General features: G+C 67.4%; 15 protein-coding genes. 8 read left to right on the top strand and 7 right to left on the bottom strand.

Annotated features, from left to right (window positions below):
- Positions 1-765: 765 nt before the first annotated feature.
- Entirely contained in the window at positions 766-1,875 is a 1,110-nt protein-coding gene (locus ACWMMN_RS34920) for a porin (RefSeq protein ID WP_048027123.1), read from the top strand.
- Between the two features lie 246 nt (positions 1,876-2,121).
- Complete coding sequence (locus tag ACWMMN_RS34915) at positions 2,122-3,021, top strand: alpha/beta fold hydrolase (RefSeq protein ID WP_486424129.1); 900 nt, start codon at positions 2,122-2,124, stop codon at positions 3,019-3,021.
- Between the two features lie 51 nt (positions 3,022-3,072).
- Here ACWMMN_RS34915 and ACWMMN_RS34910 read toward each other — a convergent pair whose 3' ends face one another.
- Positions 3,073-3,696 carry a TetR/AcrR family transcriptional regulator gene (locus ACWMMN_RS34910; RefSeq protein WP_059241659.1) on the bottom strand — a complete coding sequence of 208 codons (624 nt, stop codon included), beginning with the start codon at positions 3,694-3,696 and terminating at the stop codon, positions 3,073-3,075.
- Positions 3,697-4,269: 573 nt separating this feature from the next.
- Between ACWMMN_RS34910 and ACWMMN_RS34905 the strand changes: the two genes are divergently transcribed.
- Positions 4,270-5,157: an alpha/beta fold hydrolase gene (locus ACWMMN_RS34905; protein ID WP_486424128.1), complete on the top strand. Its 888-nt coding sequence runs from the start codon at positions 4,270-4,272 to the stop codon at positions 5,155-5,157.
- A 47-nt stretch (positions 5,158-5,204) separates the two neighbouring features.
- Here ACWMMN_RS34905 and ACWMMN_RS34900 read toward each other — a convergent pair whose 3' ends face one another.
- The 6 genes from ACWMMN_RS34900 to ACWMMN_RS34875 all read right to left on the bottom strand — a co-directional run bounded on the left by ACWMMN_RS34900 (position 5,205) and on the right by ACWMMN_RS34875 (position 14,462).
- Positions 5,205-5,618: a YybH family protein gene (locus ACWMMN_RS34900; RefSeq protein ID WP_256087371.1), complete on the bottom strand. Its 414-nt coding sequence runs from the start codon at positions 5,616-5,618 to the stop codon at positions 5,205-5,207.
- 121 nt (positions 5,619-5,739) lie between these two features.
- Positions 5,740-6,453 carry a nitroreductase gene (locus ACWMMN_RS34895; RefSeq protein WP_256087370.1) on the bottom strand — a complete coding sequence of 238 codons (714 nt, stop codon included), beginning with the start codon at positions 6,451-6,453 and terminating at the stop codon, positions 5,740-5,742.
- Positions 6,454-6,556: 103 nt separating this feature from the next.
- On the bottom strand, positions 6,557-7,345 hold the full coding sequence (locus ACWMMN_RS34890; RefSeq protein WP_059241651.1) for an IclR family transcriptional regulator: 789 nt from the start codon (positions 7,343-7,345) through the stop codon (positions 6,557-6,559).
- Between the two features lie 7 nt (positions 7,346-7,352).
- The gene (locus ACWMMN_RS34885) at positions 7,353-8,222 is read right to left on the bottom strand and encodes an IclR family transcriptional regulator (protein ID WP_059241649.1); all 870 of its coding nucleotides are present in this window, start codon (positions 8,220-8,222) and stop codon (positions 7,353-7,355) included.
- A gap of 437 nt (positions 8,223-8,659) precedes the next feature.
- A complete protein-coding gene (locus ACWMMN_RS34880) occupies positions 8,660-12,178 on the bottom strand; it encodes a pyruvate carboxylase (protein WP_486424127.1) in 3,519 nt (1,172 codons plus the stop codon).
- Between the two features lie 1,132 nt (positions 12,179-13,310).
- The gene (locus ACWMMN_RS34875; RefSeq protein ID WP_069751392.1) at positions 13,311-14,462 is read right to left on the bottom strand and encodes an acyl-CoA dehydrogenase family protein; all 1,152 of its coding nucleotides are present in this window, start codon (positions 14,460-14,462) and stop codon (positions 13,311-13,313) included.
- A gap of 240 nt (positions 14,463-14,702) precedes the next feature.
- Between ACWMMN_RS34875 and ACWMMN_RS34870 the strand changes: the two genes are divergently transcribed.
- From ACWMMN_RS34870 to ACWMMN_RS34850, 5 genes are all read left to right on the top strand, one after another.
- A complete protein-coding gene (locus tag ACWMMN_RS34870; protein ID WP_486424126.1) occupies positions 14,703-15,578 on the top strand; it encodes a MaoC family dehydratase in 876 nt (291 codons plus the stop codon).
- A 24-nt stretch (positions 15,579-15,602) separates the two neighbouring features.
- Positions 15,603-16,352, top strand: a complete 750-nt coding sequence (locus tag ACWMMN_RS34865) for an SDR family NAD(P)-dependent oxidoreductase (RefSeq protein WP_059241641.1) — start codon at positions 15,603-15,605, stop codon at positions 16,350-16,352.
- A gap of 95 nt (positions 16,353-16,447) precedes the next feature.
- On the top strand, positions 16,448-17,653 hold the full coding sequence (locus ACWMMN_RS34860) for an acetyl-CoA C-acetyltransferase (RefSeq protein ID WP_059241639.1): 1,206 nt from the start codon (positions 16,448-16,450) through the stop codon (positions 17,651-17,653).
- A 15-nt stretch (positions 17,654-17,668) separates the two neighbouring features.
- Positions 17,669-19,621 (top strand): AMP-binding protein, encoded by a 1,953-nt coding sequence (locus ACWMMN_RS34855; RefSeq protein WP_486424125.1) that lies wholly within the window; start codon positions 17,669-17,671, stop codon positions 19,619-19,621.
- A gap of 18 nt (positions 19,622-19,639) precedes the next feature.
- Complete coding sequence (locus ACWMMN_RS34850; protein WP_486424124.1) at positions 19,640-20,821, top strand: CaiB/BaiF CoA transferase family protein; 1,182 nt, start codon at positions 19,640-19,642, stop codon at positions 20,819-20,821.
- The last annotated feature ends 65 nt before the right edge of the window (positions 20,822-20,886 follow it).

Raw genomic sequence — 20,886 nt, 5'->3', positions numbered from 1 at the left:
GAAATACGTGCGCCGTGTGCGGCGAGGGCTCGCCCGGGCCTTCGCCGCTGGCGTTCGCACGCATTGCCTGCATCACCGGCATCACCCGCATCACCCGACGCGAATGACCGGGCTGCGGGCACCTCCGGCCTGATCCCCCGCATGCGGGCCCGGATCACGGCTGACGACGCCTTCTCCGCTCCATCTCCCCCACTACACGTTGCATCGGCCGCGCGAATCCGCACGTCCATCCGACCTTCGACGAAGCGGCGCACGGTATGGATCGCGCCTCGATGCTCGCGATGAACGATCCATCCATGGACGAGCGCGCCGATTTTCGGATCGAGCTGCACTTGCAGTGACGGCGTACCTGAAAAATTTCGTTCCGTCGGGTAAAACGCCGTTCGACAGCGGCATCGCCTCCGAATCGAGTAAACACGGCCCCCAATGCCCGCATGGGAACGCTTCCACGCGCTTTATTACGTAGAACGGATCATGTTTCCCGGCACCGCGATCGGTTGAATAAGTTGAAGTACGGAACGCCGGTATTCAGCCAACGGATCATTGCCTGAAAGCACGAATCCGCCTCGGGTTATACCCGATGGAGATTCGATGTCACGCCCCTCAATCTACCGAACGTTAGATTGTCGTCGTACCAAAAGACGACTGTCCGCACCCGGACATCGAGAACGAACCGGCCCATCCGTCCGGTCCTGAATCCGCCGCACAGCCTCGGCAGTTCGACACACTCCGCTCCTTCACTTCTCATTAAATTCGGATACCGAAATGAATGTAAGCCGATCATCAGGGTTGGGCACGAAGAAGACGATCCTCGCGCTTGGCGTCGCTCTCCTGCCCGCATGGTCGTGGGCGCAAAGCAGCGTCACGCTGTACGGCACGCTCGATACGGGCCTGCTGTTCACCAGCAAGACGCACAACCCGACGACCGGTACGAACGGCGGCAAGCAGGTCAGCCTCATCAACGGCGGGCTGGAACCTTCCAATTTCGGCCTGTTCGGGCAGGAAGACCTGGGCGGCGGACTGAAGGCGACCTTCAGGCTGGAAAGCGGCGTGAGCGTCGTCAACGGCGGCTTCGACAACAGCAACGGCAATTTCTTCGGCCGTCAGGCGTGGCTGGCCGTCGACGGCAACTTCGGTCAGCTGAAGGCCGGCGTGCAGTATTCGCCGTTCGTGCTGGCGATCTACGAGGCCGACCCGCGCAACGCCGGCCAGTTCGGCACGGCGTTTTCCGTCTACGGCGCCAATACGTTCGTCGGCAGTTTCAATCCGAATGCGATCACCTATACGAGCCCGAAGTTCGCCGGGTTTTCCGCCAGCGCGATGTACGCATTCGGCGGCATACCGGGCGACTACCGCGCGGCGCAGCAGTATTCGGTCAGCGCGCGCTACGAGTTTCGCGGGCTGGTCGTGAACGCCGCGATGTACGACTCGAGTTCGGCCAGGAATTCCGCGGGGCTGACGATCTTCCAGCAGCCGTTCCTGGGCCGGATGCTCGGGCTCAGCTACCACTTCGGCACATTCGCGGTGAAGGGCTCGTTCACCAGCTACAAGCTGCCGACGACGGTCGCCGGCGGGGTGACGAACGGCGGCACCAACAACGTCTGGAATCTCGGCTTCGATTACTATCCGCTGCCGCAGCTCGATATCAACTCGGGCGTGTGGTACATCCGCGATCCGCAGGATGCGAACAATCACACGCTGCTCGGTGCGCTGACGACGCGCTATTTCCTGTCGAAGGCAACCTCGCTGTATGCGGAGGTCGGCGCGGTGAACAATCACGGTCGGCAAAAATTCGGCCTGTCGATCGACAACGCGCTGTACGGCGCGCCGGGCACGACGATCGGCGCGATCATCGGGATCAACAAGCGGTTCTAGCGGTGCGCCATGGGGCACGATGCGATGTGCCTTGCCCCATTCGGCCGGAGTACGGAACATTCCGGCCGCCTCGATTGACTCGATTGCCAACTGGCGCGAACGTATGCAGGGGCGTGCCGAATTCCGTTCGGCATGCGTCACATTTCGGCAATGCAGCGCCGGAAGCCGGCCGGACGAGGATCGCCAATGGCGGGCGCTCCGGCCCGGGCTGCGCAACGCGAATGCAATCGAACCATGAACCATGCGATGACGACGGGAACACGTGCGGTCGGCCCGGCCGGCACCACGCACACCTGGAAAGGCGCCGACGGAATCCGGCTCGCGGGCCGCTCGTGGGGTGACCCCGACGGCACGCCGGTCGTGCTGCTGCACGGCAGCGGGCAGACGCGCCATGCGTGGAGCGGCATGGGCCGCGCGCTCGGCGCGACGGGCTTTCATGCCGTGGCGTTCGATGCGCGCGGACATGGAGAATCGGACTGGTCGCCGACCGGCAACTACAGTCAGGGGGCGATGATCCGGGACCTCGAGCGTGTCGCCGCGATGTTCGAAGGCCGGCGGCCGGTACTCGTGGGCGCGGGGCTCGGCGGCGGGACGAGCCTGCTCGCGGTCGGCGAAGGGTATGTCGACGCCGAAGCGCTCGTGCTCGTCAACATCGCACCGTACATCGAACCGGCAGGCGTGTTGCGCCTGCAGTCGTTCATGCGGCAGCCGCCGGACGGTTTCGGATCGCCGGACGAAGCGGCCGACGCGATCCGCAACTATCGCGCGCGCCCGGCGCATGCGCTCACGCAGGAAAGCCTGGCCCGCAGCCTGCGCTACGACGACGGGAAATATCGCTGGCATTGGGATCCGCACTTTCTCGCGTGGCCGCGCGACCTGGCGCGACGCCATACGCGCTTTGCGGCCAGCGCGCGCCGCCTGAAGCTGCCGACGCTGCTCGTGCGCGGGGAGGAGTCGGAAATCGTCAGCAAGGCGGGTGCGCGCGAGTTCCTCGACCTGTGCCCGCACGCGGAACATGCGGACGTGCGGGATGCCGGCCACACGGTCGCGGGGGAACACAACGACCGGTTCGCCCATACCGTGCTCGATTTTCTCGATCGCCGGCTTGCGCGCGGCCCGGCGCTGCGCGATCGCGCGGTCGCGTGAGCCGGCCGCGTGCGCCGTGCAGCGCGCCGCCCGCCGCTCAGCCGCGCGGCGTCAGGACGATGCGGCCAGTTCGGCCTTGCGGCTGCCGCGCCGGGCTTTCGCCGCGGGCTTCGCACCTGCCGCAGGCTTCACGCCATCGAAGAACATCGTGGCGAGCTGGTCGGCGACCTTGTCCAGCGAGCCCTTCTTCGGGTCGAACCAGGTCTGGACCGAGTTGATGCAACCGAGGACGAACACGCGGCACAGCGCGATGTCCACGTCCTCGCGCAGGAACCCTTCGGCGCGCAAGTCGTCGAACACCGCGGTCCACAGCTGCTGGTGGCGCTCGCGCCGCTTGACCTGACGCTCCCGCACCTTGTCCGGAAGCTGGGTCAGCAGCCGGCCATGCGCGAGCGCGTAGTCGCCGAACTTGATCAGCGCGCTCATCTGCCCGACCAGCGCTGCCTTGAAGCGCGCGTCGGCCGTCGCATCGGGCGGCAGCGCGTCGAAGTGTTCCTTGATGTGCTGCACGATGCTGTCCGCGCCGTGCTCCATCACGACGTCGACCAGTTCTTCCTTCGACGAGAAGTGATAGTAGATGCTGGCCGCCTCGATGCCGGCCTGGTCGGCGATGGCGCGCATCGTCGTCGCGGCATAGCCCTGCGTCGCAAAGGAGCGCGCGGCCAGCCGCAGCAAGGTTTCCCGGGTATCCGCGCTGGGATTTACATTTCGCTTTCGCACGTTCGTGTATCAGCCGTCCGCTGTTATCAAGATGAAGTGAAGAGATCCGGATGCCGCATGCGCAGTGCCCGGCCGCGCGGCGTCGTGGAGGGCACCGCCCGCATGATCATCCCGTTGCCGTTCCGGCTCGCCGATGGCGGCCGGCGGCGTGTCTCCGTCTCCCCGGGTACTGCCTGATCCTCTCGCAGGCCGCCACGCGGCGGCACAAAACTAATGTTTGAGAGGGTAGCGTATTTTCAGGGCGCGAGCCAGTGAGCCAAAACACCGTCGGCACGCCTGCCGCGCGGGGTTCGCCGGCCGCACGATTGCCTGAATCTCTCGTCGGCGGTTCGACGTTGCGCAGCGTTCGCACGATGGCGTCGAACCATGCAGCGTCCGCGCGCTCACTGTACGGAACACCGTGGCCGTTCGCGTTGACACGCATGCGCCCACCGGCGAAGTTCGAGGGCACGGCGGCCCGCACGAGCGGCCCGCCCTTCTCCATCCGTCGATCATCGTCCCGTCATGCCTTCATCAACCGAATCCGTCTTGCGAGCCCCGGCCAAACCGGGAAACCGGCTGCCCGGCACCCCCGATCCCGCGCACCTGTGGCGCACCGCGGACGGCGTGCGGCTCGCGGGCGATACGTGGGGGCATCCGGACGCGCCGCTCGTCGTGCTGCTCCACGGCGGCGGCCAGACGCGTCACGCTTGGGGCGGCACGGGCGCGTTGCTGGGCAGCGCTGGCTACTTCGCCGTCGCGTACGATGCGCGCGGACATGGCGACTCGGACTGGAGCGCCGCGGGCGACTACAGCCAGGACGCGTTCGTCGACGACTTGCGGCACATCGTCGGCGCGCTGGGCGGGTGCCGTCCGGTACTCATCGGCGCATCGCTGGGCGGCGGCACCAGTCTTGTCGCGATCGGAGAACGCCGGATCGATGCGCGCGCGCTGATCCTGGTCGATATCGTGCCGTACACCGAGCCGGCCGGCGTCGCGCGCATCAGGACGTTTATGCAGCAGAATCCCGACGGCTTCGGCTCGCTCGACGAAGTCGCCGACGCGATCGGCCGCTACCGCTCGAGCTCGCCGCGTCCGGGCAGTCATGCCGGCCTGTCGAAGAATGTCCGGCTCGGCGACGACGGCCGCTACCGCTGGCACTGGGACCCGCGCTTCCTGTCGGGAACGACCGATCTTGCTGCCCGTCACGCGCGCTTCTCGGCCTGCGCGCGCAACCTCGCGCTCCCCACGCTGCTGGTGCGCGGCGGCAGTTCCGACGTGGTCAGCGAAGCCGGCGTTCGCGAGTTTCTCGAACTCTGCCCGCACGCGGAATACGTGAATGTCGCGGCGGCGGGACACATGGTTGCCGGCGACCGCAACGACGTGTTCGGCCAGGCCGCCGAACAGTTTCTCGCGCGCCACGTCCCCGCTGCATGACCGTGGCGCGCGGACGCGCGGGCGTTCGCGCGTGCAGATGGGCCGATTCAGAGCGGCGGTGTGTCCGGCGACGTCGAAAAATGATGCTGGCGGACTTTCCAGTCGCCCTGTTGCAACGCGATCACGAGCGTCGTGCGCAAGCGCGAGCGTGACGTGTTGCCGTCACCGAGCACGAACGCGAATTCGCCGTAGCCTTGCGCGAGAAAGCAGTCGTCGCCCAGGCGGATGAAGTGCTGCTCCACCAGCGCCAGCGTGGCCGACCGGATCACGCCATCGTACGACGCGAAGTACGCACGAATCGCATCACGCCCCGCCGAATGGCCGGGCCGGCCACCGAAGAACAGCGCATCGGCCGTGTAGATGCTTGTTAGCGCGTCGGGATTCCAGTCGCGCGCGGCCGCGTTCCACGCGGCCTGCACGATTGCCAGCGCGGGGCCGGGCGTGTCGTTCGTTCCAACCATCGTGTCTTCTCCTTTCCTGAGGCGCCGGCCGGTGCCATTGCCGATTGCATTTGCCGACCAGCTCGCCCGTTACCGTCACGCAAAGGCTCGACGGATGCCGACCCGAGCAGAGCGGCACCCGTCAGACCATCTGCATTACGTCCGCCGTGGCCACGCGCGTGGAGCGGAACGCGTTCGCCGGATGCGCCATGTCGGCATAACCGAACCCGATGCCGCAGACGAATGTCCGCTCGTCGCCGATACCGAAATAGCGGCGGATGAATCGGGCGTGATGAGCCAGCGCCGCCTGGGCCGTCGTCGCAACGCCATGCGCGCGCGCCGCCAGCATGAACGATGCGACGAACGCGCCGCAGTCGAGTGCCGCATACGGCCCCAGCTCGGCCGGTATCGTCAGCAACGCGACATGGGGCGCGCCGAACAGCCGGAAATTCTCGGCAACCTGACGCTCGCGCGCCGGCCTGTCGCTGCGCGCGATGCCGAGCGCCGCATAGAGCGCGTATCCGACTTCCCTGCGCCGCTCGCCGTACACGCCTCGATATTCGTCCGGGAACGGAATGTCGGAATCGATCCCGGAATGCTGCGCGGCATGCGCGACGAGCGCCGAGCGGAAACGCTCGGTCGTGTCGCGGGACGTCACGGTCGCGTGCCACGGCTGCACGTTGCACCACGACGCCGCGCGTTTCGCGATGTCGACGATGCGCTCGATCACGTCAGTCGGCACGGCATCCGGCAGGTACGCGCGGCAGGTGAAACGCCCGGACGAAAGGCGGTCGATCGCTTCCGCGTCGGCGATCGGGCGAATGCCCGAATCCTCGTACTTGGCTTGCGCTTGCATGAAACTTCTCCGGTTACCGGCACCTGACGGTACCGTCTCCATCAAATATAACGATCATTAGTTAGTCATCGAAGCCGGCTTGCGCCCGCGTCCGGCCTGATTCTCAGGGCTCGCAGTCGACGTCGCTCAGGATGAAGGACAGCGTCTCGGCCGCCGCCTTCAATTCGGGCATCACGCGCTGGCGGATCGCCATCATGTCCGGCTCCAGTTCCACGGCCCCGCAATTCAGCGCCATCAGCGTACGGGTCCGGCCGACCACGATCGGCAATGCGATGCCGTACGCGTTGCGCTGATATTCGCCGACCGACATGCACACGCCCGACTGCTTCAGATCGTCGAACGCCGCATCGAGGTTCTCGCGCACGGCGCCCGCATCGTCTCCCGCCGCGTCGAGCAATTCGGCCATCAACGGCTCGCGCATCGCGTCCGGCAGCCCGTACAGATACGCGCGGCCGACCGAGGTCGTCGCCATCGGCAGCAGCGAACCGACGCCCAGGCGCAGCGTCGCGATCCGGGCGCTCGCGCGCCACGCGATATACACCATGTCGAGCCGATGCGGGACCGCGAGCGCGACCGACAGGTTCAGCTTGTCGGCCAGCTTCTGCATCACGGGCGTGACGAGACGCGTGACGGGATTTGCTTCCAGATAGGCGTGGCCGATGCTCAATGCGCCGGCGCTGAGCTCGAACTGGCGCCCGCCGCCCACCCTGCGCAGGTAGCCGATCGAGATCAGCGTCGTGGTCAGCCGCGATACCGTCGCTTTCGGCAGGCCGGTGCGTCGCACCAGCTCCGCGTTGGACAGCGGCGCGCGGGCCGCACGAAACGCGTGGAGCACCTCGAGCCCGCGTTCGACGGTCAGCGTGACGCCCTGTTGCTTGTCGGACCTGTTCATGTTCGTGTCAGTCGATGACGACCGCCTGCTCCTGCAGATGCTGTGCCGCCGCCACCAGCCGCGGCCCGAGTTCCCGTTCGACCCGCGCGCGCCCGAGCCGCGCGCTGCGCCCGATGCAGGCGAGCACGAGCGGCGTGTGATCCTGGACCACCAGCGGCACCGCGAGAATCGTCAGATCCGGCTCCCATTCGCCGAGCGACATGCAATAGCCGACGTTGTGCACCTGCGAAATGCCCTCGCTGATGCGGCGGCGCAGGTTCGGCCAGTCGCGGCCCGTCTTGCGTTCGATGTTACCGAGCAGGTAGAAGCGTTCGAGTTCCGGCAACGCGGCCAGCAACGCCCAGCCCATCGGCGACGAGGCGATGCGCAGGCGCGTGCCCGCATACAGCTTCAGGTCGACCGACGCCGGCTTGCTCGCGCACGTTTCCAGCACGATCACGTCGAGACGGTCGCGCGTGCCGAGCATCACGTAGGTATCGTTCGTGTTCGCGAACGCCTGCATTTCGAGTCGCGCGAGCAGTTGAACGTTGGAATGCGCGATCGCCGCATAGCCGAGCGACAGCACGGGGGCCGCCAGCCGATACTTGCGGCGCTGCGGCGAGTAATGAAGGTAGCCGAGCGCGACGAGCGAGCGCACCATCCGCGACACCGTCGGCGCGGGAATGCCCGTTTCGATCACGAGTTCCTGATTGCCGAGCCACGGCTCGTGCGGCGAGAACGCGGCCAGGATCGCCAGGCTGCGCGCCAGCGGAACGACCATCGCGCCGGACGCGGGCCCGCCGTCCGGACGCTCGCGGTCTCCGATCGGCGCGTCGTGCCAACTCGCGTCTTCCTGTCCTGACAGGGGCAGCGCTGCCCGGTTTGCCTGCGGCGACATCGATTGCTCCGTTTGTCTCGATCTGGCTCTGGAAGCGGCCATGAACTGCTCGTCCCGATCGGTCGGGGCGGGACGCCGCACGCGGTGGCGGCGCTCGCCACATGCGACCGTCGGATGGCCTCATTACACGAGCCAACCGGGAAACGAGTCAATTGTAGCGCTGATATGTTCCGTACTTTGAAACGAAAATCGGCGCAAAAAATCGGCTGCCCCCGGTCTGAAGCGGGGCTTTCCCGACAATTTCGAGACGGAACGCGTGCAGGGAGATCAGTCGATGTACGGAACACAAAATCGATTCCGGACGCCCATCGAGGCGCTCCGGCACGACGGCCGGCGCGCGGCCCGCCATCCCCGAACCCGATCGATTCGAGCCGTGCCGCGCGACAGGCCGTTGTGTCGCAACGGCCTGCCGCATCAAGCATCCGGCGCGGCGCGCGTTACGCCGCGCCCTTCAGCTCGATCAGCAGATCCTTCGCCGCGACGCGCTCGCCTGGCTTCACGTGCACGGCCGCGATCTCGCAATCGCGCTCTGCGGCGATGTGGGTTTCCATCTTCATCGCCTCGAGCGCGATCAGCGTCGTGCCGGCCGTCACGCGCTGGCCCGGCTGCACGGCCACCGTCACGACCGAGCCCGGCATCGGCGCGGCCACGTGCAGCTGATTCGCCGGATCGGCGCGTTGCAGGCCGTGCCGCTCCTTGCCCGCATGCACGACCGTCTTCTGCTCGACCAGCGCAGAACGCGACTGACCGTTCAGCTCGAACAGCACCTTCACGATGCCGTCTTGCGCATCGGCGTGCTGCCCCTGCAGCGACACGAGCAGCGTCTTGCCCGGCGAGATGTCGATCGCCACTTCCTCCTGCGGCTGCAACCCGTACAGGAACGCGGACGTCGGCACCACCGACGTGTCGCTGTACGCACGCACGTGCGCGTAATAGTCGACCGTCTGCTTCGGATACATCAGGTACGACGCGAGTTGCCGGTCGTCGAGCGGCTGCTCGCACGCGGCCTCGGCCTGTGTGCGCGCCGCGTCGAGATCGACCGGCGCGATCTGGTCGCCGGGGCGATACGGCGCGGGCGGCTCGCTCTTGAGCACCTTGCGCGACAGGTCCGCCGGGAAGCCGTCCGGCGGGAAGCCCAGTTCGCCCTTGAACAACGACACGACCGACTCGGGGAATGCGATGTCCTTGTCCGGGTTGCGCACGTCGTCCACGGCCAGATCGTTCGCGACCATCATCAGCGCCATGTCGCCGACCACCTTCGACGTCGGCGTGACCTTGACGATGTCGCCGAACAGCCGGTTCACGTCCGCATACGCGCGCGACACCTCGGTCCAGCGATGATCGATACCGAGCGAGCGCGCCTGCTCGCGCAGGTTCGTGTACTGGCCGCCGGGCATTTCATGGCGGTACACGTCGGCCGTGCCCGCGCGAATCTCCGATTCGAACGGCGCGTAGTAGCGGCGCACGCCTTCCCAGTACATCGACGCTTCATGCAGTCGGTCCGCATTCAGCCCCGGATCGCGCGCACTGCCCGCGAGCGCGGCTGCGATGCTCGACAGGTTCGGCTGCGACGTGAGCCCGCTCATCGCATCGAGCGCGCCGTCCACCGCGTCGCAGCCGGCTTCGACCGCCGCGAGCACCGACGCCGCGGCGATGCCGCTCGTGTCGTGCGTATGGAAATGCACAGGCAGCCCGGTTTCCTCCTTGAGCGCCTTCACGAGCGTGGCCACCGCCTGCGGGCGGCAGATGCCCGCCATGTCCTTGATGCCGAGCACGTGCACGCCGGCCTGCTGCAGCTCGCGCGCGATGCCGACGTAATACTTGAGGTCGTATTTCGAACGCGACGTGTCGAACAGGTCGCCGGTGTAGCAGATCGCGCCTTCGCACAGCATCCCGCTTTCGCCCACCGCATCGATCGCGACGCGCATGTTGCGCACCCAGTTCAGCGAATCGAATACGCGGAACACGTCGACGCCCGCGCTCGCTGCTTGCTGTACGAAGAAACGCACGACGTTGTCCGCGTAGTTCGTATAGCCGACCGCGTTCGAGCCGCGCAGCAGCATCTGGAACAGGATGTTCGGCACGCGCTCGCGCAGCAGCGCGAGGCGTTCCCACGGGTCTTCCTTCAGGAAGCGCAGCGCGACGTCGAAGGTCGCACCGCCCCAGCATTCGAGCGAGAACAGCTGCGACAGCTCGCGCGCGTAGAACGGCGCGATCGGCAGCATGTCGGCGGTGCGCATGCGTGTCGCGAAGAGCGACTGGTGCGCATCGCGCATCGTCGTGTCGGTCAGCAGCACCTGCTTCTGGTCGAGCATCCAGCGCGCGAATTTCTCCGGCCCGAGTTCGCGCAGCCGGTCACGCGTGCCGGCCGGAAGCGCCGTGACCGTATCGATCTTCGGCAGCACCGGCTTCGACAGCGGCAGCGCCGGCAGCGTGCGGCCGCTCATCTCGGCGTTGCCGTTCACGTTCAGCTCGCCGAGATAGCGCAGCAGCTTCGTCGCGCGATCGCCGCGCTTCGCGAATTCGAGCAGCTCCGGCGTTTTGTCGATGAAGCGTGTCGTCACGTCGCCGGCGATGAACGCCGGATGGTTGATCACGTTTTCGAGGAACTGCAGGTTCGACGTGACGCCGCGAATGCGGAACTCGCGCAATGCGCGATCCATCCGGTGAATCGATTCTGCCGCCGTCGGCGCCCACGTCGTCACCTTGACGAGCAGCGAATCGTAGTACGGCGTGATCACCGCGCCGCCGTACGCGGTGCCCGCGTCGAGCCGCACGCCGAAGCCTGCCGCGCTGCGGTACGCAGTGAGCCGCCCGTAGTCGGGCAGGAAGTCGTTCTCCGGGTCCTCGGTCGTGATCCGGCATTGCAGCGCATTGCCGTTCAGCGGAATCGCCTGCTGCGCCGGCACGCCGGCGGCGCGCTCGACGATCGCGCCGTCGCCGTTCGCGACGTCCTCCGCGAGCCCGATCCGGCCGCCTTCCGTGATGCGGATCTGCGCCTTCACGATGTCGATCCCGGTAATCATCTCGGTCACCGTGTGCTCGACCTGAATGCGCGGGTTCACTTCGATGAAATAGAACTGGCCGCTGTCGGCATCCATCAGGAATTCGACGGTGCCCGCATGCGTATAGCCAACGGCGCGCATCAGGCGCAGCGCCGATTCGCACAGCGCCTGCCGGCCCGCATGATCGAGATAAGGCGCCGGCGCGCGCTCGACCACCTTCTGGTTACGCCGCTGCACCGTGCAATCGCGTTCGTACAGGTGCACGACCGTGCCGTGCAGATCGCCGAGCACCTGCACCTCGACGTGCCGCGCGTTGCGCACGAGCTTCTCGACATATACCTCGTCGTTGCCGAACGCGGCCAGCGCCTCGCGCCGTGCGACCGGCAGCAGGGTCTCGAGATCCTGAGCGCTTTCCAGTACGCGCATCCCGCGTCCGCCGCCGCCCCAGCTTGCCTTGAGCATCAGCGGATAGCCGACTTCCGCGGCCAGCGCCTTGCACGCGTCGAGATCGTCCGGCAGCGGCGTGGTCGCGGGCATCACCGGCACGCCGGCCGCGATCGCCGCGTTGCGCGCGGCCACCTTGTTGCCGAGCGTGCGCATCACGTCGGGCGACGGGCCGATCCAGCGAATGCCGGCGTCGATCACGGCCTGCGCGAAATCGGGGTTCTCCGACAGGAAGCCGTAACCCGGGTGGATCGCATCGACCTTCGCCTGCCGCGCGACGCGCAGGATGTCGTCGATGTCGAGATAGGCCGCAAGCGGCTTCTTGCCCTCGCCGATCAGGTAGCTCTCGTCCGCCTTGAAGCGATGCAGCGCGAGCCGGTCTTCCTTCGAATAGATCGCCACGGTGCGGATGTTCAGCTCGGCGGCGGCGCGCATCACGCGAATCGAGATTTCCGAGCGGTTCGCGATCAGGATGGACTGGATGGGAGTAGGTGTCACGGCGACCATGGATAGTGAATAGTTGAATTAAGCTCGCTGACGCGCCGTCCTCCGCCCGCCTGCTTCACTGGACGGCATGCGGATCGTCGCATCGGTCATTCGCGGTTGCATCGTCCCGGCTTTCGCCAGTCAACATCTTCGTCATATCGCCGTGGAGCCGCTATCGACATCGCGACGACGAACAGCATTCAGCCGACCAACCGGGAAGACGAACAGCAGACCGGCTGGCCGGTCGTCAATCAGGGCACGGCGGGCCCGTGCCGCGGCCTGGCCCGCCCGACTTCAGTCGCGGTGCTCGAAAAGCGGCGCGTGATCCATCCAGTCGTAGCCCGCACCGGATTTCGCCCACGCCCAGTTCGCATCGCCGCGCCGGTCGCCGGACCGCGCCGTCGGTTGAACGCCCTCCGCGCCGTGCTCATGCACAACCCCGCACGCGCCGTCCCCCGGGACGACATCTCGTTTGTGGCAGCCAGTCATTGCATCACCTCAGGTTTGAAAAAGCTTTCCGTTCCGCGGCCGAGCCCGCCCGACTCGAGGAAAATTCCTGCCGGACCGGATGGCGCCGCATACGTTGCAGGCTCAATCACGCAAAAAGCAGGCCACATCGAACGTCGAACGAACGGCCCCGGTTCGCGGGGAGATCGTTCAACACCAGGTTTCAAAACCGTTCAATTCTGAAATTTCGGTTCTGTTTTTGAAATGGTGACGCCCGGTCCTGTCGCGATCGGGGGCGCCCGCAAACCGGCACACCGCTGGCCTGTTCACGCGGCCATCAACGTGACTGGCTGGAAGCGCTCCGCACGCAGGAAAGCCGGGGATCGCCTGCTCGAACACGCTCGATCAGGATTGAGCGAAAACCGTTATCGGCATCGCGATGGCGAACAGCATTCAGCCGACCTGTCGACGCTATCGGGGCGGCAGGCGGATGACCGGAAACGGCGTCAGTCGCGCTGCCTGACAAGCGGCGCGTGATCCATCCAGTCGTAGTGGGCGCTGCCGCCCGCCCATGCCCAGTTCGGGGCATCGTGCCGCGCGCCGCCCGGGCCCGGGCGCGCGGACGATCCTCCGCCCTCCGTCGCATTGTCGCGGCCTGCTCCGGCGCACGCGCCGGAACCGGCCATGGCACCTGTTGCGTCGTGCGTCATTGCGCGTCGCGAACCATGTTGCGGGCGATCACGATCTGCTGGATCTGGGTCGTGCCCTCATAGATGCGGAACAGGCGCACATCGCGATAGAAACGCTCGATCGCGTATTCGGACATGTAGCCGGCGCCGCCGAAAATCTGCACCGCGCGATCGGCCACGCGGCCGCACATCTCGGACGCGAACAGCTTCGCGCACGACGCCTCGGTGCTGACCGGCAGCTTGTCGTCGCGCCGGCGCGCCGCATCCACCACCATGCAGCGGGCCGCGTAGATCTCGGCCTTGCTGTCGGCGAGCATCGCCTGCACGAGCTGGAAATCGGCGATCGGCTTGCCGAACTGCTTGCGCTCCATCGCATACGACAGCGCCATCGACAGCATCCGCTCGGCCACGGCCACGCATACCGCGGCGATATGGATGCGGCCCTTGTCGAGCACCTTCATCGCCGTCTTGAAACCCTGCCCTTCCTTCCCGCCGATCAGGTTCGCGGCGGGCACGCGCACGTTGTCGAAGATCACGTCGCACGTATGGGCGCCCTTCTGCCCCATTTTCTTGTCGCGCTTGCCGAAGCTGATGCCGGGCGTCTTCGCATCCACGATGAACGCCGAGATGCCGCCCGAACCCTTGTCTTCCGGGTTGGTGCGCGCCATCAGCGTGAAGATGCCTGCGTGCGGCGCGTTCGTGATGAAGCGCTTGGTGCCGTTGACCACGTAGTCGTCGCCGTCGCGGATCGCCGTGGTGCGCAGCGACGCCGCGTCGGAGCCGGCTTCCGGTTCGGTCAGCGCGAACGACGCGATCAGCTCGCCGGTCGCGAGACGCGGCAGGTACTTCTCCTGCTGCTCGGGCGTGCCGTCGAACAGGATGCCCTGCGAGCCGATGCCCACGGTGGTGCCCAGCAGCGAGCGGAACACCGGCGAAGCCTGGCACAGCTCGAACACCGCCAGCACCTCCTCCTCCATCGTCAGCTCGAGGCCCCCGAAGCGCTCCGGAATGGTGAGGCCGAACAGGCCCATCGCCTTCATGTCGGCGACGATGTCGTCGGGAATCTCGTCGGTGTCGGCCACGTGCTCCTCGTTGGGCACGAGTCGCTCGCGCACAAACCGGGCGATGGAGTCGAGCAGGCCGTTGAGCGTTTCTTGATCGCGAATCATGTCGGTACGCCTGAAAAGATAGAGAAAACGACCCGATGCTGCGCCGGCGGCCGACGCGAAACAATCGCCCGGCCAAAAACGTTCCGGAGGATGAAATCGCGCCGACGAGGCCGGTATTGGCCCTGCGGCCGCCGCGCCCCGGTCGTCTGCCAAGGTACGGAACAATGTGCGCCGATCCGTTGACCGGCTCACCCGGCGGTTCCATCGTAGGAGCTCGAATCCACTGCCGCTACGTTCGCCATGCCGCTCCAGCCCGATCACCTGCTGTCCCGCCCGTTCCTGCCCATCGAGCACGCGTACTCGCTGCGCGATACCCAGCTTTACGCACTCGGCCTGGGCCTCGGCGCCGATCCGCTCGACGCAGGGCAATTGCGTTACGTCTACGAAGGCCGGGACGGCGCATCGCTGCGCGCGCTGCCGACCATGGCGAACGTGCTCGCGTACCCGGGCTTCTGGGCGCGCGAAGCGGACACGGGCATCACGTGGCAAAAGATCCTGCACGCAGAGCAGGAAATCAGGATTCATGCACCGTTGCCGGCCAGCGGCCGCGTCACGGGCACGACGCGCATCACCGGCCTGTGGGACAAGGGCGAAAACAAGGGCGCATTTCTGCAGCAGACGCGCGAGATCGCCGATGCCGACACGGGCCGCCTGCTCGCGACCGTCGTGCAACTGAGCCTGTTGCGCGGCGACGGCGGCTTCGGCGAAGGCGGCAGCACCGGCCCGCTGCCGGTGCCGCATACGATGCCGGACGGCGAACCCGATCACGTCTGCGAGCTGACCACGCCCGCGCAACTGGCGCTGATCTACCGCCTGAGCGGCGACCTGAATCCGTTGCATGCCGACCCGTCGGTGGCCTCGGCGGCCGGTTTTGCACGCCCCATCCTGCACGGCATGGCGCTGATGGGCGTAGCCGCGCACGCGGTGCTGCGCACGGTGCTGGCCTACGACGACACGCGCTTCGCGGGCATGCGCGTGCGCTTCACCGCGCCGGCGTGGCCCGGCGACACGCTGCGTACCGAGATGTGGGTGCGCGGCGACACGGTTTCACTGCGCGTCACGGCCGTGGAGCGCAACGTGGTGGTTTTGACCAACGCGCGGGTCGACCTGCGCTGAATCGCAATTCTTCAGGAGACACACATGGATCTGGGTTTGACCGGCAAGGTCGCCATCGTCACCGGCTCGGCACGCGGCCTGGGCGCCGCCACGGCGCGCCGGCTCGCGCAGGAAGGCGCGAGCGTCGTCGTCACCGACATCAACGCCGAACTGGCGCAGGCCACCGCGCAAACGCTGCGTGACGAAGGCCTGGCCGCGCACTGCGTCGTGGGCGACATCACGCAGGCCGCCGACGTGCAGCGCCTCGTCGACGAAACGGTCGCGCATTTCGGCGGCGTGCACATTCTCGTGAACAACGCCGGCGCGCCGCGCGACAAGTACCTCGTGAAGATGAGCGAGGACGACTGGGATTTCGTGATGACGGTGATGCTCAAGGGCGCGTTCCTCGCCGCCCGCGCGGTGATGCCGCACTTCATCGAGCAGGGCTGGGGCCGGCTGATCAACATCAGCTCGCGCGCGCACCTGGGCAACCCGACGCAGGCCAATTACTCGGCCGCGAAGGCCGGCCTGATCGGCATGGCCAAGGCACTGTCGATGGAGGAAGGCCGCTACGGGATCACCGCGAACTGCGTGGCGCCGGGCTTCATGGAAACGGAAATGGTGCAGGCGCTGCCGACCTACGAAACGATCAAGGAACGCGCGGTGGCCGCGCAGCCGATCAAGCGCGTCGGGCGTCCGGACGACATCGCCGACGCGGTGGCCTTCCTGGCGAGCGAGCGCGCCGGCTTCATCAGCGGCGAAGTGCTGCACGTCACGGGCGGCCGCTACGGCTGATCGGGCAGGCGCACCACACCACAAACGATAGCTGCCGGCGCGTGACACGCGAGCACGGGTGGCTGAATATTGATGACATTCAAGAGGCATTCGAAATGAAACGAGCAGCCATCGTCGCCCCGCTGCGCACGCCCGTGGGCGCATTCGGCGGAACGCTGAAGGGCGTTCCCGTCGAGGAACTCGGCGCGACCGTCGCGCGCGCCGTCGTCGAACGTACCGGGCTCGATCCCGCGCGCATCGACGACGTCGTGTTCGCACAAAGCTATGCGAGCGGCGAGACGCCGTGCACCGGGCGCTGGGTGGCGCTGCAGGCGGGCTTCCCGATCGAAGTCGCGGGCATGCAGCTGGACCGGCGCTGCGGCGGCGGCGTGCAGGCGCTGGCCACGGCCGCGATGATGGTGCAGACCGGCGCGGCCGACGTGGTGATGGCCGGCGGCGTCGAAAGCATGAGCAACGTCGAGTTCTATACGACCGACATGCGCTGGGGCAAGCGCGCTGGTTCGGTCACGATGCACGACCGGCTCGACCGCGGCCGCGAGCGCTCACAGCCGGAAAGCCGCTTCGGCCGCATCAGCGGCATGATCGAAACCGCCGAGACGCTGGCGCGCGAGTACGGCATCACGCGCGAAGCGTCGGATCGCTTCGCCGCGCGCAGCCATCAACGCGCCGCCGCCGCGCAGCAAGCCGGCCATTTCGATGCGGAGATCGTTCCGGTCGCCGTGCCGCAGCGCAAGGGCGATGCGCTGATCGTCGCGCGCGACGAAGGCGTGCGTGGCGAAACGACGCCCGACAGCCTCGCGAAACTGCGCACCATCATGAAGGACGGCGTCGTCACGGCCGGCAATGCATGCCAGCAGAACGACGCGGCCGCCGCGTGCCTGATCGTCGCCGAGGACAAGCTCGACGAGCTCGGCCTCACGCCGATCGGCTGGCTGGTCGGCTGGGCCGCCGCCGGCTGCGACCCGGCCCGCATGGGCATCGGCCCGGTGCCCGCCGTGCAGAAGGTGCTGGCGCGCACGGGCCTGACGTTCGGCCAGATGGACCTGATCGAACTCAACGAAGCGTTCGCGTGCCAGGCGCTGGCCTGCGTGAAGGGCTGGGGCAGCTCGATGGACGCGCTCGAAGACAAGCTCAACGTGAACGGCTCCGGCATCTCGCTGGGCCACCCGGTGGGCGCGACGGGCGGGCGCATCATGACCACGCTGCTGCACGAAATGCAGCGCCGCCAGGCCCGCTACGGGCTGGAAACGATGTGCATCGGCGGCGGCCAGGGCATCGCGATGATCGTCGAACGCGCATAAGGCTGGAGACCGACCATGAGCCATCCTGAATCCGGCCAGACCTGGCAACCCGGCGAGCGCGAACTGCAGAACGCCGGCATCGTGAAGCTGATGCGCGCGCTGGACGTGCCGTCGTATGACGAACTGATGCGCGTGTCGATCGCCGAACCCGAGCGCTACTGGAACACCGTGATGCGCGAATGCGCGATCGCGTGGGACACGCCGCCCACCGGCTACGTCGACTTGTCGCGCGGCCCGCAGTTTCCGGGCTGGTTCCCCGGCGGCCGGCTCAACTGGGTCAACACCATTTACGGCTGGGCGCGCAACCCGGCCACCGCGCAGCAGAAGGCCGTCGTGGCCGAGCGCGAGGACGGCGGCGTGAGCGAGCTGACCTACGCGGAGCTGGAGCAGCGCGTGCGCGACTTCGCGGCCGGGCTCGCACGGCGCGGCGTCACGCAGGGCGACCGCGTTGGCCTGCTGATGGAAAACGGCGTCGAGGCGACCATCTCGCTGCTGGCCATCGTGCATCTGGGCGCGCTGATCGTGCCGTTGTTCAGCGGCTTCGGCGTCGATGCGATCGTCGCGCGCCTGTCGGCGGCCGAGGCGCGCATCGTGATCGCGTCCACCGGCTTCTCGCGCCGCACCAAGCGCGTGGACGTCCAGGGCGCGCTGCGCGACGCATGGCGCCAGTTGCCGCTGCTCGAACACGTGATCTGGAAGCGCGGCGAAGGCGACACCGCGCAGGACGCACGCGATCTCGACTGGCAGGAAACGGCGAGCGTCGCGCGCGGCCAGGGCATCGAGCCGGTGTCGGTCACGCCCGATACGCCGTTCATGGTGATCTATACGTCGGGCACCACGGGCAAGCCCAAGGGCGTCGTGCACACCCACGGCAGCTTCCCGATCAAGATCGCGCACGATTCGCTGATTCACTTCGACGTGCATCCCGGCGACGTCTACTGCTGGCCCGCCGACATGGGCTGGATCGCCGGCACGCTGGTGCTCGGCTGCGCGCTGCTGCGCGGCGCGACGCTGGTGTGCTACGACGGCGCGCCCGATTACCCCGACTGGTCGCGCATGTCGCGCGTGGTGGAACGCCACCGCGTCACGCACTTCGGCTCGGCGCCGACGCTGATCCGCGGGATGGCCAGCCACGAAGCGCTCGCGCTCGCGGGCGACCGCTCCACCGTGCGCCTGCTGATCACGGCCGGCGAAGGCATCGCGCCCGAGCATTTCAACTGGTTCCTGCAGCGCTTCGGCGACGGCACGGCGCCCGTCATCAACTACACGGGCGGCACCGAAGCATCGGGCGCGCTGCTCGCGAGCGTCCCGATCCGGCCGATTCCGCCGAGCGGCTTCAACACCGTTTCGCCCGGCGTGGCCGTGGACGTGGTGAACGCCGACGGCCAAAGCGTGACCGGCGAAGTCGGCGAGCTGGCGATCCGTGCGCCGTTCGTCGGCATGACGCAATCGTTCTGGCGCGACGACGAGCGCTACCTGGAAACCTACTGGCAAACCCTCCCGGGCATCTGGGTGCACGGCGATCTCGCGCTGCGCACGCCCGACGGCAACTACTTCATGATGGGCCGCTCCGACGACACGCTGAAGGTCGCCGGCAAGCGCCTGGGGCCGGCCGAGGTCGAGGAAGTCGTGCTGGAGCTGCCCGACGTGGCGGAAGCCGCCGCGATCGGCGTGGCCGATGCGGACAAGGGGCAGAAGCTGGTCGTGTTCGTCGTGCCGAAGCCCGGCGCCGGCGTCGCGGCCGCCGATCTGGAAGCCATCGTGTCGGGCCACGTCGACAAGCGCCTGGGCCGCCCGTTCCGGCCCGGACGCGTGCATGTGGTCGCGCAGCTGCCCAAGACGCGCAGCTCGAAGATCATGCGGCGCGTGATCCGCAGCGTGTACTGCGGCCAGCCGCCGGGCGACCTGTCGTCGCTCGACAATCCCGGCGCGCTCGACGAAGTGCGCGCGGCCGCGACCTCCGCCTGACCCAACCGTGAACGCAACATGAAAGTACTCGAAGGCATCAAGGTCCTCGATTTCGGCCGCTTCATCGCCGGGCCGTTCTGTTCGGCGCTGCTGGCCGACTACGGCGCGGACGTCATCCGCATCGACCGCGTCGGTGGCGGCGAGGACCGCTTCATCGTGCCCGTGACCGAACACGGCGAAGGTGCGCTGTTCCTGCAGGTCAACCGCAACAAGCGTTCGATGACGCTCGATCTCGACAGCCCCGAGGGGCGCGACATCGTGCGCAAGCTGGTCGCCGATGCCGACGTGGTGATCGCCAACATGCCGCCCCGCACGCTCAAGAGCCTCGGGCTCGACTACGACAGCTTGCGCGCGATCAAGCCCGACGTGATCCTCGTCGCGTCGAACGCGTTCGGCAACAGCGAAGCCGTGCGCGACCGCGTGGGCTTCGACGGCGTCGGCCAGGCGCTGAGCGGCGCCGTGTACATGGCGGGCACGCCCGACCGGCCGCAAAAGGCGATGGTGCCGGTGGTGGATTTCGCCACCGCGTTTTCGTGCGCGCTCGGCGTGATGCTGGCGCTCTACGAACGCCAGCGCAGCGGCATGGGCCAGGAAGTCAGCGCGTCGCTGCTGTGCACGGGCCTGAACATGGCCAGCGGCGCGCTGATCGAGGAAGCGCTGCTCGGGCTCGATCGCCAGGCCACGCTGAACCGCGCGTCCGGCTATGCGCCGTCCGACATCTTCAAGGCAACGGACGGCTGGTTCATCACGCAGGTGATCGGCCGGCCGATGTTCAAGCGCTGGACGCAGCTCGTGGGCCGGCCGGAACTGCTCGACGATCCGCGCTTCGCCGACGATGCGCTGCGCGGCGAAAACGGCGCGCTGCTGAGCGAACTGATGAGCGCATGGTGCGAGGACAAGACGCTCGCCGACGCGCTGGCCGCGCTCGAACAGGCGCGCATCCCGGCCAGCCCCGTCAACTCGCCGCGCCAGGCGCTGGAGGACGAAACCATCAAGGCCGCCGACGTGATCCGCTGGATGGATTATCCCGGCGCGCCGAAGCCGGTGCCGATCTTCGCGACGCCGGTTTCGCTGTCGCGCACGCCGCCGGAAATCCATACGCGGCCGCCGCTGACCGGCGAGCACACGGATGAAATCCTCGCCGGCATCGGGCTCGATGCACGCGCGGTGGCCGATTTGCGATCGCGCAAGATCGTCTGACGGAACGGGTCGCGTCGTCGCCGCGCACCGCCGTCGCAACGACGGCCGGTGCGCGCCCGGTTCGG

This window comes from Burkholderia cepacia complex sp. TUM26381, from assembly GCF_057439935.1.
Note: the sequence above shows the minus strand (reverse complement) of the source record. Positions and strands in the feature narration are given on the sequence as shown.

What these genes read in the sequence shown, in the direction of transcription:
- ACWMMN_RS34920 (WP_048027123.1), top strand. Translation starts at nt 766, where the DNA reads ATGAATGTAAGCCGATCATCAGGGTTGGGCACGAAGAAGACGATCCTC.
- ACWMMN_RS34915 (WP_486424129.1), top strand. Translation starts at nt 2,122, where the DNA reads ATGACGACGGGAACACGTGCGGTCGGCCCGGCCGGCACCACGCACACC.
- ACWMMN_RS34900 (WP_256087371.1), bottom strand. Translation starts at nt 5,618, where the DNA reads ATGGTTGGAACGAACGACACGCCCGGCCCCGCGCTGGCAATCGTGCAG.
- ACWMMN_RS34895 (WP_256087370.1), bottom strand. Translation starts at nt 6,453, where the DNA reads ATGCAAGCGCAAGCCAAGTACGAGGATTCGGGCATTCGCCCGATCGCC.
- ACWMMN_RS34890 (WP_059241651.1), bottom strand. Translation starts at nt 7,345, where the DNA reads ATGAACAGGTCCGACAAGCAACAGGGCGTCACGCTGACCGTCGAACGC.
- ACWMMN_RS34885 (WP_059241649.1), bottom strand. Translation starts at nt 8,222, where the DNA reads ATGTCGCCGCAGGCAAACCGGGCAGCGCTGCCCCTGTCAGGACAGGAA.
- ACWMMN_RS34880 (WP_486424127.1), bottom strand. Translation starts at nt 12,178, where the DNA reads ATGGTCGCCGTGACACCTACTCCCATCCAGTCCATCCTGATCGCGAAC.
- ACWMMN_RS34875 (WP_069751392.1), bottom strand. Translation starts at nt 14,462, where the DNA reads ATGATTCGCGATCAAGAAACGCTCAACGGCCTGCTCGACTCCATCGCC.
- ACWMMN_RS34870 (WP_486424126.1), top strand. Translation starts at nt 14,703, where the DNA reads ATGCCGCTCCAGCCCGATCACCTGCTGTCCCGCCCGTTCCTGCCCATC.
- ACWMMN_RS34865 (WP_059241641.1), top strand. Translation starts at nt 15,603, where the DNA reads ATGGATCTGGGTTTGACCGGCAAGGTCGCCATCGTCACCGGCTCGGCA.
- ACWMMN_RS34860 (WP_059241639.1), top strand. Translation starts at nt 16,448, where the DNA reads ATGAAACGAGCAGCCATCGTCGCCCCGCTGCGCACGCCCGTGGGCGCA.
- ACWMMN_RS34855 (WP_486424125.1), top strand. Translation starts at nt 17,669, where the DNA reads ATGAGCCATCCTGAATCCGGCCAGACCTGGCAACCCGGCGAGCGCGAA.
- ACWMMN_RS34850 (WP_486424124.1), top strand. Translation starts at nt 19,640, where the DNA reads ATGAAAGTACTCGAAGGCATCAAGGTCCTCGATTTCGGCCGCTTCATC.